The 15610-nt window shown below is 66.5% G+C and carries 18 protein-coding genes and 1 pseudogene; 7 read left to right on the top strand and 12 right to left on the bottom strand.

Annotation, left to right across the window (positions count from 1 at the left end; all coding sequences use genetic code 11):
• Positions 1–212 precede the first annotated feature (212 nt).
• From DFJ66_RS12555 to DFJ66_RS12565, 3 genes are read right to left on the bottom strand one after another with little or no spacing between them, the layout of a single operon-like run.
• The gene (locus DFJ66_RS12555) at positions 213–551 is read right to left on the bottom strand and encodes a hypothetical protein (RefSeq protein ID WP_121220994.1); all 339 of its coding nucleotides are present in this window, start codon (positions 549–551) and stop codon (positions 213–215) included.
• Entirely contained in the window at positions 548–1825 is a 1278-nt protein-coding gene (locus DFJ66_RS43420) for a WXG100-like domain-containing protein (RefSeq protein WP_121220996.1), read from the bottom strand. Before DFJ66_RS43420 ends, DFJ66_RS12555 begins: the two co-directional genes overlap by 4 nt.
• Positions 1822–2127 carry a type VII secretion target gene (locus DFJ66_RS12565; RefSeq protein WP_121220998.1) on the bottom strand — a complete coding sequence of 102 codons (306 nt, stop codon included), beginning with the start codon at positions 2125–2127 and terminating at the stop codon, positions 1822–1824. The genes DFJ66_RS43420 and DFJ66_RS12565 overlap by 4 nt, the downstream gene beginning before the upstream one ends.
• Positions 2128–2472: 345 nt before the next feature.
• Between DFJ66_RS12565 and DFJ66_RS12570 the strand changes: the two genes are divergently transcribed.
• Both DFJ66_RS12570 and DFJ66_RS12575 read left to right on the top strand, forming a co-directional pair.
• A complete protein-coding gene (locus tag DFJ66_RS12570) occupies positions 2473–3588 on the top strand; it encodes a DUF4236 domain-containing protein (protein ID WP_121221000.1) in 1116 nt (371 codons plus the stop codon).
• 402 nt (positions 3589–3990) lie between these two features.
• The gene (locus tag DFJ66_RS12575) at positions 3991–4473 is read left to right on the top strand and encodes a FliH/SctL family protein (RefSeq protein WP_211351105.1); all 483 of its coding nucleotides are present in this window, start codon (positions 3991–3993) and stop codon (positions 4471–4473) included.
• A 443-nt stretch (positions 4474–4916) separates the two neighbouring features.
• Here the strand turns inward: DFJ66_RS12575 and DFJ66_RS12580 are convergent, their stop codons facing one another.
• The 4 genes from DFJ66_RS12580 to DFJ66_RS12595 all read right to left on the bottom strand — a co-directional run bounded on the left by DFJ66_RS12580 (position 4917) and on the right by DFJ66_RS12595 (position 8685).
• Entirely contained in the window at positions 4917–5348 is a 432-nt protein-coding gene (locus DFJ66_RS12580; protein WP_211351107.1) for a hypothetical protein, read from the bottom strand.
• A 700-nt stretch (positions 5349–6048) separates the two neighbouring features.
• Entirely contained in the window at positions 6049–6915 is an 867-nt protein-coding gene (locus DFJ66_RS12585) for a hypothetical protein (RefSeq protein WP_121221003.1), read from the bottom strand.
• 669 nt (positions 6916–7584) lie between these two features.
• A complete protein-coding gene (locus DFJ66_RS12590) occupies positions 7585–7809 on the bottom strand; it encodes a hypothetical protein (protein ID WP_121221005.1) in 225 nt (74 codons plus the stop codon).
• A 453-nt stretch (positions 7810–8262) separates the two neighbouring features.
• On the bottom strand, positions 8263–8685 hold the full coding sequence (locus DFJ66_RS12595) for a helix-turn-helix transcriptional regulator (protein WP_121221007.1): 423 nt from the start codon (positions 8683–8685) through the stop codon (positions 8263–8265).
• Positions 8686–8883: 198 nt separating this feature from the next.
• Between DFJ66_RS12595 and DFJ66_RS43425 the strand changes: the two genes are divergently transcribed.
• From DFJ66_RS43425 to DFJ66_RS12605, 3 genes and pseudogenes are all read left to right on the top strand, one after another.
• Entirely contained in the window at positions 8884–9252 is a 369-nt protein-coding gene (locus DFJ66_RS43425; protein WP_211351108.1) for an integrase, read from the top strand.
• 219 nt (positions 9253–9471) lie between these two features.
• Positions 9472–9795 (top strand): annotated as a pseudogene (locus tag DFJ66_RS44160) (integrase core domain-containing protein); the annotation flags it as partial.
• A gap of 239 nt (positions 9796–10034) precedes the next feature.
• Positions 10035–10820, top strand: coding sequence for an ISAs1 family transposase (locus tag DFJ66_RS12605; RefSeq protein WP_425471112.1), 786 nt, complete (start codon positions 10035–10037; stop codon positions 10818–10820).
• A 96-nt stretch (positions 10821–10916) separates the two neighbouring features.
• Here the strand turns inward: DFJ66_RS12605 and DFJ66_RS12610 are convergent, their stop codons facing one another.
• From DFJ66_RS12610 to DFJ66_RS12625, 4 genes are all read right to left on the bottom strand, one after another.
• Positions 10917–11234: a hypothetical protein gene (locus tag DFJ66_RS12610; protein WP_121221011.1), complete on the bottom strand. Its 318-nt coding sequence runs from the start codon at positions 11232–11234 to the stop codon at positions 10917–10919.
• 21 nt (positions 11235–11255) lie between these two features.
• A complete protein-coding gene (locus tag DFJ66_RS12615) occupies positions 11256–11498 on the bottom strand; it encodes a hypothetical protein (RefSeq protein ID WP_147459225.1) in 243 nt (80 codons plus the stop codon).
• Positions 11499–11519: 21 nt separating this feature from the next.
• Positions 11520–11864 (bottom strand): hypothetical protein, encoded by a 345-nt coding sequence (locus DFJ66_RS12620; protein WP_147459226.1) that lies wholly within the window; start codon positions 11862–11864, stop codon positions 11520–11522.
• 458 nt (positions 11865–12322) lie between these two features.
• Positions 12323–13045 carry a polymorphic toxin-type HINT domain-containing protein gene (locus DFJ66_RS12625; protein ID WP_147459227.1) on the bottom strand — a complete coding sequence of 241 codons (723 nt, stop codon included), beginning with the start codon at positions 13043–13045 and terminating at the stop codon, positions 12323–12325.
• Positions 13046–13177: 132 nt separating this feature from the next.
• Between DFJ66_RS12625 and DFJ66_RS43435 the strand changes: the two genes are divergently transcribed.
• Positions 13178–13588, top strand: a complete 411-nt coding sequence (locus tag DFJ66_RS43435; protein WP_246029724.1) for an integrase — start codon at positions 13178–13180, stop codon at positions 13586–13588.
• Positions 13589–13608: 20 nt separating this feature from the next.
• Positions 13609–14247 carry an integrase core domain-containing protein gene (locus DFJ66_RS43440; protein WP_246029725.1) on the top strand — a complete coding sequence of 213 codons (639 nt, stop codon included), beginning with the start codon at positions 13609–13611 and terminating at the stop codon, positions 14245–14247.
• Between the two features lie 677 nt (positions 14248–14924).
• Here the strand turns inward: DFJ66_RS43440 and DFJ66_RS12635 are convergent.
• Complete coding sequence (locus DFJ66_RS12635; RefSeq protein WP_147459228.1) at positions 14925–15605, bottom strand: hypothetical protein; 681 nt, start codon at positions 15603–15605, stop codon at positions 14925–14927.
• Between the last annotated feature and the right edge of the window lie 5 nt (positions 15606–15610).

The raw sequence follows: 15610 nt of genomic DNA on the forward strand, positions 1-15610 counted from the left end.
GGAAACAGGGGCAGCGCAGCTTGGGACAGCTCGGTTGAGTGCAGTTCGACGCGGCGAGATTCCGTTGCAGCACAACGAACTCTCCCCCATGCGCTCCTCCTCGACCACTCTCCTGGTCGAGTGTCAAGTGGTGCGACCGGGTGCCACGGCCACAACGCGATGTGCGCCCGAGTCTCGGCGTTACGTCGCCCGCGAGGTCGGACGCCGGTAATCTAACCGCCGAAAACGCTGTCTCCACGCGCTGTGTGGAACTCCGTCCGAACCTGGAGTACCTCGGCCAACTGTTCAGCCAACCGTTCGCCCCGCTCATGCCACGCCACGGTGGCCGCCTCGTCGGGGAAGCCGGAATCGGCAGGGTCGTCCGGGTCGTACACCCCTTGAAACTCGTCGTCCCACGCGTCGATGGCCGCCACGAGCCCGGCCGGCACACCGAACTCGCGCCCCAACCGGTCCGCCGCGTAGTTCGCCGGAATCGGGTCGCCGTCCCTGCGCACCCACAGCGGGTCCGTACCCCACTCGGGGGCCAGCCGCACCGAAACCACGCCGTTCATCTTCCCCATCCCCTGTAGTTCGGATCGGTCTCCGCGCGCGGGTCGCGTCGAGCACCGTCGAACGGGCTGTCGGCGCTGCGCATGTTGGCCCCGACGATGTAGCCGTTGTTGCCCACCGACACCGACACGTAGTGCTTCTGGCCACCGTACTCGACCTCGAAGATCGGCCGTCCCGGCGGTTTGCCCTGGCAATAACCCGTGTACCGGCCCTCCGTGGCAGCGCGATGAACGACCTCGGCGATCTTGTCCTCGGGGATGCCCCCGGCGACGAATTCGTCCTTGTGCTTCATCACGTGCGCCAGACCGGCTTCCTTACCGGTGCGCGGGTTCACCCCGCCCTCCTCGAGGAACACGATCTTCCCGTTCGGGTCCTTGCCGATCTCGACCACCTTGTCCGGGTCGAGCTTCACCCCGTCGCGCTGGGCTTCCTCGATCAGCTCCCGCTTCTCCCGCTCCTTGCGCTGCCGCTCGACTTCACGAGGGTTCTTGCGCTGCGGATCCGGGTCCTTCCGACGCAACCTCTCGACTAGTTCCTTGAGCTTGCGCCACACCAGGCGCAGCACCTCAGCCAGCCCGTCAAGCCGTTTGGCGACGTTGGAGATGGTCTTGAGCAGCTTGCGCAGGATGTCGGCGATCTTGGCCGCGTACTTGGCGACCAGGCTCGTCGCTTGCATCGCGACCACCGGCGCCGCCGCACCGCCGGTGACCAGCAGCTCCAACCCCCACACGACCAACCTGCCCACCGCGTCGGCGATCAGGTCACGCACGAACTCGCGCACCGCGGCCACGAGCTCGCCCATGACGGTGACCACCGCACCGACACCGCTGCACACCTTCGCCGCACCACGCAACGCGTCGACCACCTCAGCCGCCCGCGCCCGGTACGCCTCCCCAGCGGCACCGAGCCAACCGGCCGTGCGATCACGCGAAGTGGTCTCCAACTCCCCGGCCGCCCGCTCGACCCCTTCGCTGACGTTTTGCCAGGTCTGTGCGTAAGCGCGGATGACCGGTGGTGTCCCGGCCAGGTCGTTCAACATGTCCTGCAGCGGCTGGACGTGCTCGATCAACCATCCGACACCGTAGGAAGCCAACGTGCCGACCGGGTCCATGTAGACACCGAGCGCCTCAAGCCCGACCCCGACGACGCCGAGACCGGCCTCGACCCAGTCCCCGTTGTTGATCCCGTCCAGTGCGGCCTGGCCCGCCTCGAGCAGCCCGATACCGGTGATCGGGGTGGTGTCGTCCTTCGGTTGGGCGATGAACGGGTTGTTCACCGCGGACCCAGCCGACCGAACCGGTCCGCGTTGTCCTTGTCAGCCTGCTCGTACACCTCGGCAGTCGCCTTCAACGACTCCGACATCGACGCCAACGCCTCCACCGCTTGAGACAACGTGTCCACGCCCCACTTCTCCAGCGGGTCGAGCATCATCGCGAACGGCTGGCACAACACGCCGTAGGCATCCGACGGCATGGACACTTGCCGCGCCGCGTCCAACGCCTGTGCCAACAGATCACCCTGTCCCTGCACCTGCTCGGCGTGCTCCCGCACCTCACCCGGCACAACCTCGAACGCCACCCGAAGCCCTCCCTCGCTCCGACCAGGACAGAAGGGGTTATACGCGGCGAACAAGCGCGCGACTCACAGATCAGAACCACATAACCCGATCAGATGTACCGCCCACCCGAGGTGGCCAGGCAACGCACGAAACCGCAGATCATGAACTCGGACCGGAACGCTCCAGGCCACACCGGAACAGCACTGAGCGAAGTCCACTCTTGTCGAGTCTCTTGACAGCGAGGCAAGCGTTTACGCGCAGGACCGTCCTCATGGGCAGGGCTACGCACAAACGGTCCCGGGTTGTAACTCGAACCTATGACCTCACGATGCACTCCGCGTACAGAAGCGGTCGAGGAGGCAGTCATGGGGTTCTCGGTCAAGCTGGCACCTGGCGTGCGCATCCGGGCGTCGAGCCGGGGGCTTCGCGCCAGCGTGGGTCCGCGGGCGGCGCGACTGCACGTTGGTGCCGGCCGGACCGGGTTCTCGACCGGCGTCGGGCCGGTGGGCTACTACACCTCGTTGTCCGGGGGATCCCGTGGGCGCACGAGTAGCCGCCGCAGTGTCGGCACGTCACAGCGAGCGCTGGCCCAGGCCGCCAAGGCTCAGCAGGCCGAAGAGTTGCGATCCGCGCTCACCGACATCCTGAACCTGCACCGACAGGACTTCCCGCCCGCTCAGCGGCCGATCGCGCCGGAGCCACCCCGGGTGACCTCCGACTCCGTTCGAGATCGGCACCGTCAGCTCGCTCTGACCGGTATCGGTTTCTTCAACCGGGCGGCCCGCCGAGCCGCCAAAGCACAGGCGGACATCTCGGCAGCCGCCGAGATCGAGCAGTTGGAGCGGCAGCGGCAGGCGGCCAGGGCGCAACACCAAGCTGAGCTCGACCAGTGGTGGACGGCGCTGCTGGCCAACCACGAAGAGGTCGTCCTGGATGAGGTGTCCGCGGCCTTCGAGGACAACGAGGCGCCGAGCGCCCCGGTCGGAGTGAGCGGATCGGAACTCACCACCGTGGTGCTCGTCCCCACGGTCGACATCGTGCCGGAGAAGAAACCGGCCACCACCCCGGCCGGCAACCTCACGCTCAAGAAGCTGACCAAGACGGAGCGATACGCCTTCCACACCATCCTGGTGGCCTCCCACATGCTGTTGACGGCCCGTGAGGCCCTGGCGGTCGCGCCGAGCCTCACAGCCGTGCGAGTCGTCGCCCTGCAGCAATCACGAGTGGATGCGTTCGGCGCCCCGCGGATCGACGTACTTCTGGCAGCCCGATTCGAGCGGTCGAAGCTGGCGGCCGTCCGCTGGGACCAGGCGGACGCCAACGTCATAGTGCAGGACGCGGCCACCGACCTGGTGCTCAACATCAAGCGCACAACCCACGAGCTACAACCCGTCAACCTGGAGCAGGAGCCGGCGCTCAAGGAGCTGTTGCAGCACGTCGAGATCGACGAACTGCTTGAGCGGCGGGACCGCACGATGTAGATGGCGCCAATGGCTTAGCCTCGCCCCAACTGCACGGCAGCGAACAATGGAGCGCACCGGCCGACGCGGCACCTGGTCCGGCGGGACGCTCGGCGCGATCCTGGAGCCGGCGACCACGACGTTCCCGGTGGCCGGCCCGCACTGCACGACCGGCCCGGTGCCGCTTGATGCCTCGTTGCGGACCTCGGCCTCTCGCCGCGCCCCGTCCGAATCCCGCCGCCCTATCAGCACCAGCCACGACCGCCGCCAATCCACCAATGGCATCGGAATTCATCCCAACGGCCCCGGGCCGCACCCGAGAACCGCCGTCACGGTGCCCGACGGCCTCCAACAGCTGCGTCCAGGACGTTCACTCGTCCGGCCGTCTTGACCACGTGCCGCGACCATGATGCCTTCGTCGGCGTGAGTGAACAGTTCGAAGTGCGCACGTGCGGCCGACCCACCCGTTCAGGCGCGCCGTGCCGCGCACGCGTCTACAGCGACGACGTGGCGTGCGGCATCCACATCACGGACGAGGAGCGTGCCCTGGCGACCGCCTACCAGCGCGGGCACCGTGCGGGGTACGAGAGCGGCCTCGCATCCGCTCGCGGCAGCTCGGAGCTGACCATCGAGCACCTCCGCCGCCGGGTCGAGGAACTCGAGAAGCGCCTCGATGACGCGACCCGCACGTACGAGATCGCCGGCGACCAGGTCGTCACCGTCGACGGGTACGCCTACCGGTGGCGCGGGGCCACGCCACTGGAGGTCGGCGATCGCGTCCTCGTGCCCGAGAACTGGCTCAGCGCGCTGAAGAACGGACCAGGCCCCCGGGAAGGCACGGTGACCGCGCTGGGCACGACGTACCGGGGCGACCTCCAGCACATCGTCCGCAAGCTGACGAACTAACGGCGCATTGCCAGCCCCGCCGGTCCGACAGCCTGCTCCGGCTGTCGGTCGCAGCGCACTGTGTCATGAGGATCGGTGATCACGGCGGACACGCCGGCGCGTGACCCGCGAGGGATCCTCGCACTCGACGACGTGGCTTCCCTGGCTTCATCTGGGTTGTCCGTGCTGGTCTCAGCCCTGGCGCAGCCCGAGCGGCGCGTGGTTCGCCGTCGCCCCGGCCAGCTGGCCGGCCGGTTCTGCGCCCATTCGGGACCAACGGGGATGGAACCGCATCCATCTCACCATTTCGTGCCCAGTTCCCGAAGGTGTGAAGCAGCCCGGTCGCGGACCGGTCGGAAACGAGTTGCACATAATCGTGTCGGCAGTCCGACCGGAACGACACCACGCACAAGCACGCCAGTCCGACCAGGGCTCGTTGTCGTGCGGCGATCACACTCCGGGTGTCAGCAGTCGTCGACCCGCCATGCACCCGACTCGCGAACCCACGGTTCACCCCGCTGGTCCAGCTCCGGCTTCGCGAACGTGTACGTGACGCGGGCCAGGTCACCGGCGGCTTGGTCCACGGTCAAAGTCTCCACCTCAAGCGGCCCGTACTGAGCGCCGGCCAGCTCCACCAGCCGCACGAAGTCCACTCGGGTGTGCCGCTCCCGGCAGCGCGTCGACAGCAGGTCGTAGGCCTCGTCACCTCGCCCGCCCAGGTACGCGGCGGAGTAGGCGCGCACCTGCGCCTCCAGCGCGGTGGTGTCCGGCTGCCGGGCGGTCTCGGAGGGTTGGGACGAGGCCGTTGGGGCCTGCTGGGCCGGAGCTTCCACCGAAGCGCCGCAAGCAGTCAGGAGCAGCGGCAACGCGACCGCAGTGGTGCTGAGTCGTCTCACGGAGAGATCATCGTCCTTCGTCGTTGGCCCGCTACACGACGACACGAGTTCGATCGCAGTCAGCGAGGCCAGGGCTTGGTGGAGGGCGTCCCGAGCGGGTCGTCGGTCGGAGTGGGTGGTGTCGCGCACCGAGGACCGGCCCCGTTGTTGTCGTCCGACGTGGACGGGTGAGCCTTGTGCCGCAGTGGTCCGGTACTTCGGTGCCGTTGGGTCGCTTCGCCCCGGCATGGCCAGAGCACCTCGACTCGCGGAAGCAACAGAGGATGGCGACGAACCGTTGTGGTCGACTCGTTGCGCTGTGGCGGCGGCAACCGCGTGCCGGCATGCTCAGGCGGCCCGCACACCCTGGCGAGCAGCCGGGAGGACTGGGGCTCGCGGCTCCCCGCCACGGCATTCCTGCCTATCACCAGTGGATGTGTGATCGTGACCCCGGGACCTCGGGCCCGACAACGCCGACCCCGAACGCGCCCGTCGATCGCGCTCTCCTGTCCAACAGCCAACCGCACCCAGCGCCAACAGCACCGCGATGGCGCCGATGGCCTGGATCCATTTCGGCGAGCCCTCCTCACCGGCGACTTGTACTGCGGCGGCTGTTACTTGCCGACCTGAGGCTGGTGGGGCCCGTAGGGAGACTGTGGACTATGGGCGCCTTGCGACATGCGCGACTTCTGATCATTACGATGGTGAACCGGTTGGCAGATCAGCGCCGCAGGCCGACTTTTGCCCGAACCAAGTCCATCGCCTTCTCGAAGGTGCGCAGACCGAGGTCGAGCACCCACACCTCGTCCTTGAAGTGTTCAAAGCCCAATCGCGACCACAGCCGGCCGAGTTTCGCCACGGCGATGTCGCGCTCCGCGTCGGAGCTCTCCTCCACCACCTCTCCCTTCGCGGTGCGACGCTCCGCCGGCGCCGCCCGGAGGACCACCAAGCGACGGCCGGCGGCCAAGCGCTCGATCATCAGGCCCACGCACAGCGGGCCCAAACCGTAGCCACGCCAGGCGGGTTCGAGCCGGACCGTGTCGATGACGAGCATCCCCGAGCCGAACGCCTCGACCATGTCGTCCAGGCTCGCGTCGAGATCACCGGAGGAGTCGAACACCGCCGCAGCGATGTCGCTCAAGTCGGCCGTTTCCGCGTCGAGTTCACCGAACGGGTCGGCCATCGACTCGAACTCCACCGTGTACGCGAGGATGTGACCGATCCCCTGCACGACCTCGCCGTCGTCGTCGGTCAACTCCAAGCTCGCGGACCACTGAGCCAGGTGCCGGTCGTCATCGGTGCGGAACGCGTACTGGCGATGGCCGTAGCGGAGGATGAGCGAATCCACCTCGAACGGGAGGATCACCGGAGCGTCCTCCACGCGCTTGGGGCCGTGGTCCAGGCTTTGCGCGAACACCGCGCCCAGGTCCTCCCTGATGCCGGTCCGAACTCGAATCCCGGCCGACTTGCAGGCTCTTCGCACCTCTCGTCGCCAACTCTCCGGGTCCGGCGCATCCCGCAACGGGACCCGCACAGCCCCCTGACGACGCAGCACGTCGACGACCTCGTCGATCCCCGCCACCGCCACGCGACCCTCCACCGTCCACGACACACAGCCGGTCCGTCTTGTAGCAGCCGCCGACCGCGGCCGACTCACCACAGAACCGGAGACCTCCCTGGTGCCTATCACGACGACCGACTCGGAACCGCTCGAAAAGCCATGCATCACCCGCTTGCCAGAGCGGCCCCAGACACGGGTCACCAACGGGGGCGAACGGGTGGAGCAGTGGACGCGCAGGGTCGACTTCCACGGCATGACGACTCTGAGGACGAGGTCGATGTGCGTGCCGTCGGTGAGACGGTCATCCGGATGGTCGGGCAGGTCACCAGCGACGCGGCACGGGCTGTACAGGGGCCTCGAAGTACCCAAGCCGTATCCGGAGGTACGCGTTCCGCGCGCACCTCCACGACACCCCCGCGCGCCGGGGCCGCGAGGACCTAGCCGGCGAGGTCGGCGCGCATCCGCCCTCGCACGGTCCGCAGGGCGGCGTCGTAGTCGTCCCGCGCCTCCTCGATAACGGCAGTGGCGGACGGATTCGTCGCCAAGAGCGAGGCGAGCAGGCGCGCAGCGTCAAGCGCTGTGGTCATCGGGCCGTCGGCGATGTCTGGTGAGTCCGCGATGTCGACTTGGCCCGCCTGGGAGGGATCGACCGCCGGTGCGGGCTGATCGCCCGCACCGGCGGTCGATCCTCACCTGTCAGCCGCTGGCCTTTTCCAGCTGGACGAGGCTCGCGGCGAGGGCGAAGTACTTGTTGGTGCCGAGTTGCCGAATGGTCTTGATGTTGAACGCCGCGGCCAACTTCTCCGCATCGCCCGCGCTGACGCCTGCCAGGGCATCGACCGGGGCGTCGAGGATCGCCGACAGGTCGAGGTTCTCGTATGCCTTGTCCAACTGCTTGTCCAGATTCGCCGGAACTGCCACAGGCGGCCTCCGTCGTCGTGGGGCGGATCAGAACGCTGGGACAGTAAGGCTCACCCTGGCCGCATCCCGGCTCCCGTCACCGCATCGGTTGGGCATTTGCACTCCATCGGGGATCGACGTGATACCAGGAGTAGTCCGGTCGACATCGACACCCAAAGCCGCATGCGGCGTCACGTCGCCGCCTGCACCCGTCGACCGCGAGCACGGCCCCGCGTCACTGGGAATGCTCGCCGACCTCAACCCCGACATGGCCGGTCCACCCGAAGGTCATCGTCGAGAGTCGATCCCGTGACGGGCACAAAGCGTGCGCGCGTTGAACCAGAACGACCGGTACGGCGCGGCCGTCCGGTCATGTCCTCGACCACTCGTGCGATGGCCGCACATCCACGCCCGCGCGCCTTCCGGTGTCCACGTCCGAGGCACCTGCGGTGGGCGCGGCGAGGCCGCTGACCTTCAGGGTCGATCCGCGTCGAGCCGATCGTGACCGTTGTCGTTGTCGCCGGTGGCCGTCGAGGACTGCGAATGCGGCGCAGGCGAGGACGGTCGGCGACGGCTGCGCAGCCACTTGGCCAGTTCGAGGAGCAGTTCGTCATCGGTGAGAGCGGTCGGGTCGAGGCCTTCGACCGGCCGGCGTGACGCCTCTTGTTCGGCGATGATGCCTGCTTCGACCAGGATGTCCAGGGTGGACATGCCGAGGAAGGTGGCGATGGCGCGTGCGGTGGGCACGCTCGGGGGTTGGCCGTTGCGCCAGGCGGTGATGTCGCTGCGTGCCACGCCGGCGCGGCGGGCGAGGTCTTCGGTGGTCAGGCCTCTCTTGCGGAGTTCACCGTCGAGGTAGGCCCATTGCGACGACGTCGCCTTGTCGTGTGTGCTCACACGAACATGTTAGGAGCGCCAGCAGGACGTCCGGTGTGCGGTTCGCCCAATCTGGTGAGTGTGGTTACAGGGGTAGCGCATGAAGCGGGTTGTCGGGGTGATCGAGCCGAAGGGCGTGTGGGGGTTCCACAACTCTGCACCTGAGCGCTGAGCTGCGGTGATCGCGCATTATGAGCTGTAGAGGCAGGATCGTGAGGCGTGGTGCTACGACTGCTGTACCTGATCTTCGTCCGGCTCGTTGGCTGGCTGGTCCTGCTCGGCCGGTCATCGGCGGCCAAGGACTTGGAGCTGCTGGTACTGCGGCACGAAGTCGCCGTACTACGCCGCACTAACCCCCACCTGCGGCTGGAGTGGGCCGATCGCGCGGTGCTCGCCGCGCTGGTGCGCCGACTCCCCCAGATGCTGCGCGAGCACCGTTTGGTGACACCGGGCACCATCCTTCAATGGCACCGGCGCCTGGTCGCGAAGAAGTGGACCTACCCCAACCGGACCGGCCGCCCACCGGTCGACGGTGCCGTCGTGGCGTTGATCGAGCGGATGGCCCGGGAGAACGCCGGCTGGGGCTAACGCAAAATCCAAGGTGACCTACTCAAGCTCGGCCACCGGGTAGGCGCTGCAACGGTCCGCCGCGTGCTCAAGCGCCTACGCATACCGCCCGCACCCCAGCGCGACACCGACACCTCCTGGCGACGATTCCTCCGCGCCCAGGCCACGAGCATGTTGGCCTGCGACTTCTTCCACGTCGACTGCGCCGTCACCCTCAAACGCGTGTACGTCTTCTTCGTGATGGAAGTCGCCACCCGCTCCGTCCACATCCTCGGCGCCACCACCAACCCCGATGGTCCTTGGACTACCCAGCAGGCCCGCAACCTGCTGATAGACCTGGCCGATCGGACCGACGACTTCCGGTTCCTCATCCGGGACCGGGCCGGCCAGTTCACCGCCTCGTTCGACGCTGTCTTTTCCGACACCGGCACCCAGGTCGTGGAAATTCCACCACGCTGCCCGAGAGCCAACGCCCACGCCGAACGGTTCGTCGGCACCATCCGACGTGAAGCCACCGACCGATTACTCATCCTCAACGACCACCACCTGAGAGCGATACTCGACCGCTACGTCTCCCACTACAACCACCGCCGACCCCACCAGGCGCTACAGCTTGCACCACCGCGACCAGACCAGCCGATCACGCAGCCGCGCTGCACCTCGATACGTCGCCGACCAGTCCTCGGCGGCCTCATCAACGAGTACGAACCACAGCCGCCTAACCACAGGTCAGGCCATGCGGCTGACTTTTGGAACCCCACACGGCGCGGGAACCCGCACGCGAGCCCGACGGGCCGGTGGTGGTGGCGGTGGACGGCAAATCGTTGGCCGGCACCTATCCACGCGAGGGCGGCGCGGGGGTGCAGCTGGTGGCGGCGCTGCGCCACGGCGACGGCATCGTGCTCGCGCAACGCCAGGCGGCCGGGGGCGGGGAGCCGGCCGCGTTCGTCCCGCTGCTGGACACGATCGACCTGTCGGGGGTGGTGGTCACCGCCGACGCCCTGCACACCACCCGCGCCAACGCCGACTACCTGCACGCGCGCGGCGCCCACTTCGTGCTCACCGTCAAAACCGGGTGGCGCAGGGTGTTCCCGCAACTGGACACCCTGCCCTGGCACGAGGCCCCGGCACTGGAAACCTTCGACCGCGGCCACGGCCGCACCGAACGCCGCACCACCCGGGTCATCCCCCTGGGCGGCCACGACCGGCTGGTGGTGGACTTCCCGCACGCCACCCACGCCTTCCTGGTCGAGCGCTACACCCACCACCACACCACCGGCACCCGCAGCGCCTACGCCGAACTCGGCGTCACCAGCCTCACCGGCCCCGACGCCACACCCGACCGCATCGCCGCACACCTACGCCGACACTGGCACATCGAGAACAGACTCCACTGGGTCCGCGACGTCACCTACACCGAGGACGCCTCCCGCATCCGCACCGGCAACGCACCCCGCGTCATGGCAAGCCTGCGCAAGCTCGCCATCAACGCCCACCGACACACCGGCGTCACCAACATCGCCAAAGCACTACGCAACACCGCCCGCAACCCCGAACGACCACTCCAACTCCTCGGAATCACCGGCTGAACAGCACAAACAGACTTTGCCGGAACCCTGCCACCGACCCCACCAAGGCATCGCCAACGCCCGACCACTACAACCACTGCCACAACCGACCACCGATCAAGCAGCGGTCACCCGACTCGACATCCGCCGGAGGCAACGACTGGGCGGCATCCTCAACGAGTACCACCACGCCACCTGACCTGCTGGGACGACATTTTCGCCAAGCACAACGTCCCGGGCCAACGGGTCGAGCCGATCCACCTGTCGCTCCAGCAGGCCGTAGGTGTCGCCGCCGGTCGCCACGTCGTCGGCGAGGAAGGCACCGACGTCGCCGTCGTAGAGGGTCCGGATGTTCTCCGCCGTGATGATCAGCTCCAGCTGGTTGTCGCCGTAGATGTCGATGACCCGGTCGCGGTCCGCCGCCGACCCCTGCACCCGAGTCCAGCCCCGACAACTTCAGCAGGCGCACGCCGTCCCAGTGCAAGTCGGTCGGCACTTCCCGGTCATGATCAACACTTGGCTGCGGTGCTCCGCGCTCGTCACCACGTCCAGGAACGTCTCGTAGTCCGCGTATTCCTCGCGCAGCCGGCCGGCTTGCGGCCCGGTCGCCAACACCGACTCCAGGTTGTCCAGCACCAGCAGGCACCGCCGGGCACGAAACTGCGCCAGCACCGCGGGGAAGAGTTCACGTGGCTCCACGTCGACGCCGAAGCTCGCTCTTCAGGCCCACCGGATCGCTATAGTGAGCTCCCCTCCAATGGATCGAACCGTGACGAAGTGCTCTCCAACCCTAAAGTCAACACCGACAACGATGCCGACATCATCCTTGATGGCAGCCGATGAAAGCACTTGCGACCCTGTTTCAGGCAACCTGACCGAGGCTTCGCGCAGGAAGAACCCTTCCTCGGGCCAGAAATAATCCGGAATACGTTGGTCGAGCCGCCGGTCGATGAGCAGCGACCAATCGGTCCAAACCGTGCACACGAAGGACGATCCGTCGATAACAGCAAGCTGCAGAGCCACCGGTTTACCATCACCGTTGACAATTTCGGAGATTGTTGCCACTCGAGCCCCACGGATGGCTTCAGCGTCCACTCCTGCCGGCCGAGAACTCATTCGGACCTCCGATCACGACAACAGCGACCACGCTGCAAGTGAACCGCAACCCCATCTGCCCACTCTGACCACTCTAGCAGGTGCACTTGACCGGGGCGGCTTCATCCCACCAACCATTGCCTCGCTCCCCTAGTGGGAACATAGTAACAAAGGTACCGTCACCCTTGGTTAGCAGCAGGTCGTCATCTTTCCGGTAGAACCAGTAATCATCACCGCCGCCCGACTTCGGGTTCCAAGGTCCCCGCCGCACCTCGTCATGACTGTTGCGCACCTCCTGGATCCGATTCATGAACCATTCACGAGCGGCCGGGTCCGAAGGGTCCAACCCGTAATTCTTCGAGTGCTTACCCTATTTTTCTCCAAATTGCGGCCCCCCAACGCCGGTCAATTCCGGCCCGCAACTGGAATTATGCACTAGAACCGCAGTGCCACCCGCCAGGACATAATAGGTGTGGACGCCACGGGCCGTCAGGTTGTAGGTGCGAAGCTTGGCAACGAAGGTGCGCAACCCTTGGACCAAGGTTCGCCACGCCGTACTTCTTGAGCTCATCGCCGACTGAGAGGTCTGCCGCATCGACCCATTGCCGGGTGGCAGCATTGAAGAACGGATGATGCGCCGTCGCATGGATCACCTTCAAACCCATCGTTGTCTCGATGGTGACGTCGACATATTCCTTGTCGGCGTCGGTGATGTGGGCGGCGAGAACCTCGTGCTCTTCGGCCTCGTCACTTTCAGGCTCGCTGTTGGCGATTTTGTCGCCGACCTTGATCTGGTCGATGCTTTTGGCGGTGCCGTCGGCCATTAGCACGAGGGTGTCGCCTGTGAAGCTGTTGACGCACTTGACCGCCCCCCTTGCGGCATCGGCCGCCTCACCAGCCCTGACGCTGTTCTTCGCCCATTTCACCAGGGTGAAGCCAATTCCGAGGACCGGAATTGCGTCGGCACACGACATCGCGGCGTCAACGTACTGGCCCTCCATAGCGTATGCCTGGCAGTTGAGGGCGTCCATGGGCTCGCCGATGACCGGCAGCATGCCCAAGCCATCGAGAATGAGATGCGTCTTCTCCCTGCTGCCGTAATTCGGACAGTTTGAGCATGCGAGGTAGCCGAGACCCGATCCGGTCGACACGGGTTCCGAGCACCTCGGGGCGCTGGCGGGATAGCCGCTGTTGCTACAGGCTGTGGGGTTTCAGAACTCTGCACTGAGGCGCTGAGCTGCGGTGATCGCGCACCACGTGCTGCAGGAGCATGATCGTGAGGCGTGGTGCTACCACTGCTGTACCTGATCTTCGTCCGGCTCGTCGGCTGGTTGGTTCTGCTCGGCCGATCGTCAGCGGCCAAGGACGTGGAGTTGCTCGTGCTGCGGCACGAAGTCGCCGTGCTGCGCCGAACCAACCCTCGCCCACGGTTGGACTGGGCCGATCGCGCGATGCTCGCCGCGCTGGTCCGACGCCTACCCAGCTGGTTACGGGAACACCGATTAGTGACACCGGGAACCCTCCTGCGATGGCACCGACGTCTGGTCGCGAAGAAGTGGACCCATCCCCACCGCACCGGGCGTCCACCGGTCGACGACGCCGTCGTAGCGTTGATCGAGCGGATGGCCAGGAGAACGCCCGCTGGGGTTACCGCCGGATCCAGGGCGAGCTGCTCAAGCTCGGCCACCGGGTAGCCGCGTCGACCGTGCGCCGCGTGCTCAAGCGCCTGCGGATACCGCCCGCGCCCCAGCGCGACACCGACACCTCCTGGCGACGGTTCCTCCGCGCCCAGGCCTTGAGCATCCTGGCCTGCGATTTCTTCCACGTCGACTGCGCCCTGACGCTCAAACGGGTCTACGTCTTCTTCGTAATCGAGGTCGCCACCCGCTACATCCACATCCTCGGAACCACCACCCACCCCGACGGGGCATGGACCACCCAACAAGCCCGCAACCTACTGATGAACCTCGGCGACCAGGCAGACGACTTCCGATTCCTCATCCGAGACCGGGCCGGCCAGTTCACCACCTCGTTCGACGCGGTCTTCTCCGGCGCAGGTGTCCAAGTCGTGAAGATCCCACCACAGTGCCCACGAGCCAACGCCCACGCCGAACGATTCGTCGGCACCGTCAGACGCGAAGTCACCGACCGACTGCTCATCATCAACGAAAACCACCTGCGGGTCGTAGTGGGCCGCTACGCGGCCCACTACAACCACCGCCGACCCCACCGGGCACTGCAACTCACACCACCACGATCGGACCGGCCGAGCGCAGAGCCGGGCCGTACCTCGATACGCCGCCGACCAGTCCTCGGCGGCCTGATCAACGAGTACGAACCCAGAGCAGCCTAACCACAGGTCAGACAATGTGGCCGACTTCTGGCACCCCACACGTACGGGCCACATGGCCACCACCGGTCTCCCACACTGCAATCAGTGCCCGTCGTACTTCGTCATAGGCGTAGAGCGTCACTCCGCCATACTGCCGCACCGGACTACTTACCGGAAGCCTGAAATCACCAACTGCAACAGAGGCCCCATCAGGGAGGGCAGCGGGTCCAACCGCCGGCACCTATCACGATCACCGGGCCAGAAATGGTCCGACGCTTCAGATCCGCGGCAGAGTCGTCGCGCACCCTCGGCGCGCCGGCGCCGAACAGAGAGGATCTCCGAGTCCTTGCCCGCCATAGCAATGTCGAGACTGGGTGTTCTTACCGCCTCGACATCGGCACGATATGCGAGACTCCGGCGATGAATTGCCTAAGATATAGGCAACACAAGTCGCACCGCACCGGCTCACCAGCTAGGCAAGCTGTCCCAGTGTGCCGACGTCGACGCTGCGCTCGTTCACGGGAAATTCAGATAACGAGGAACCACCTCCGTGCGGTGATGCAAACTGCTGTCGCTGAGCAAGCCAGGGTGCGTGATCACCCGGACAGTTTCCCGCCACCACGCCGATGGCACCGCCGACCACGAACGACGGCTGATGGCGCGGGTGCCCGCCGCGACGGGCGGGCACCCGCATAGTGTCAAATCCAGATTTCTTTCCCGCCGGGCGGTACCACAACGGCACTTTCCACCAGCAACCCCGTTCGACCGTAGAAGGCAGGGTCTGCCAGGCGGATGCCAAGCGCCGCGCAATACCGATCGAGCATCTCGACGGTGAACCGATCCTTCACTCGTCGTTTGCTGTAGTGCTCCGTCTCCTCGAACGCGAGAGGATCGCCCGACTGGTCGAACACCCACCGATTACCGTCGTGCACCGCCTCCAGCGTCCTGATGTAGCCCAACGGCTTCTCACCACCAGGTCCCCACAGGTGGAATTGCACGCCGACGCCGGACTCCATGCCCGCGCAACGGATCACGTCGGCCGCACGGTGCACCTTCAACGCCCGCACCCCCAAGCGGTCGGCGAGCACCGAGCACACACTTGCCGCGTCGGTGTCGCGAGCGAAGCAGTCGAAGTACGCGACCCACTTGCCTGCCGGCACCAGCAACTCCCGCGGCCGGGCGCCGCTCAGCAGCGGGTTGAGTGCCCTCAACTGGTCGGCAAGGCTTCCCCGGACCTCGCGCACCTGCGGCGCAGCACCCAATTCGCGCCGCCAAGCGGCCAGTGTCTCGCCGACCTCGTCGATCGTGCCCTCGATGAAACCGGCGGATGCGGTGAAGAACTCGACGACGTCCTCGTCGGTTGCCGAGTGTGCAGCCATGACCA

The sequence above is a fragment of the Saccharothrix variisporea genome (genome assembly GCF_003634995.1).
In the GTDB taxonomy this organism is placed as follows: Bacteria; Actinomycetota; Actinomycetes; order Mycobacteriales; family Pseudonocardiaceae; genus Actinosynnema; species Actinosynnema variisporeum.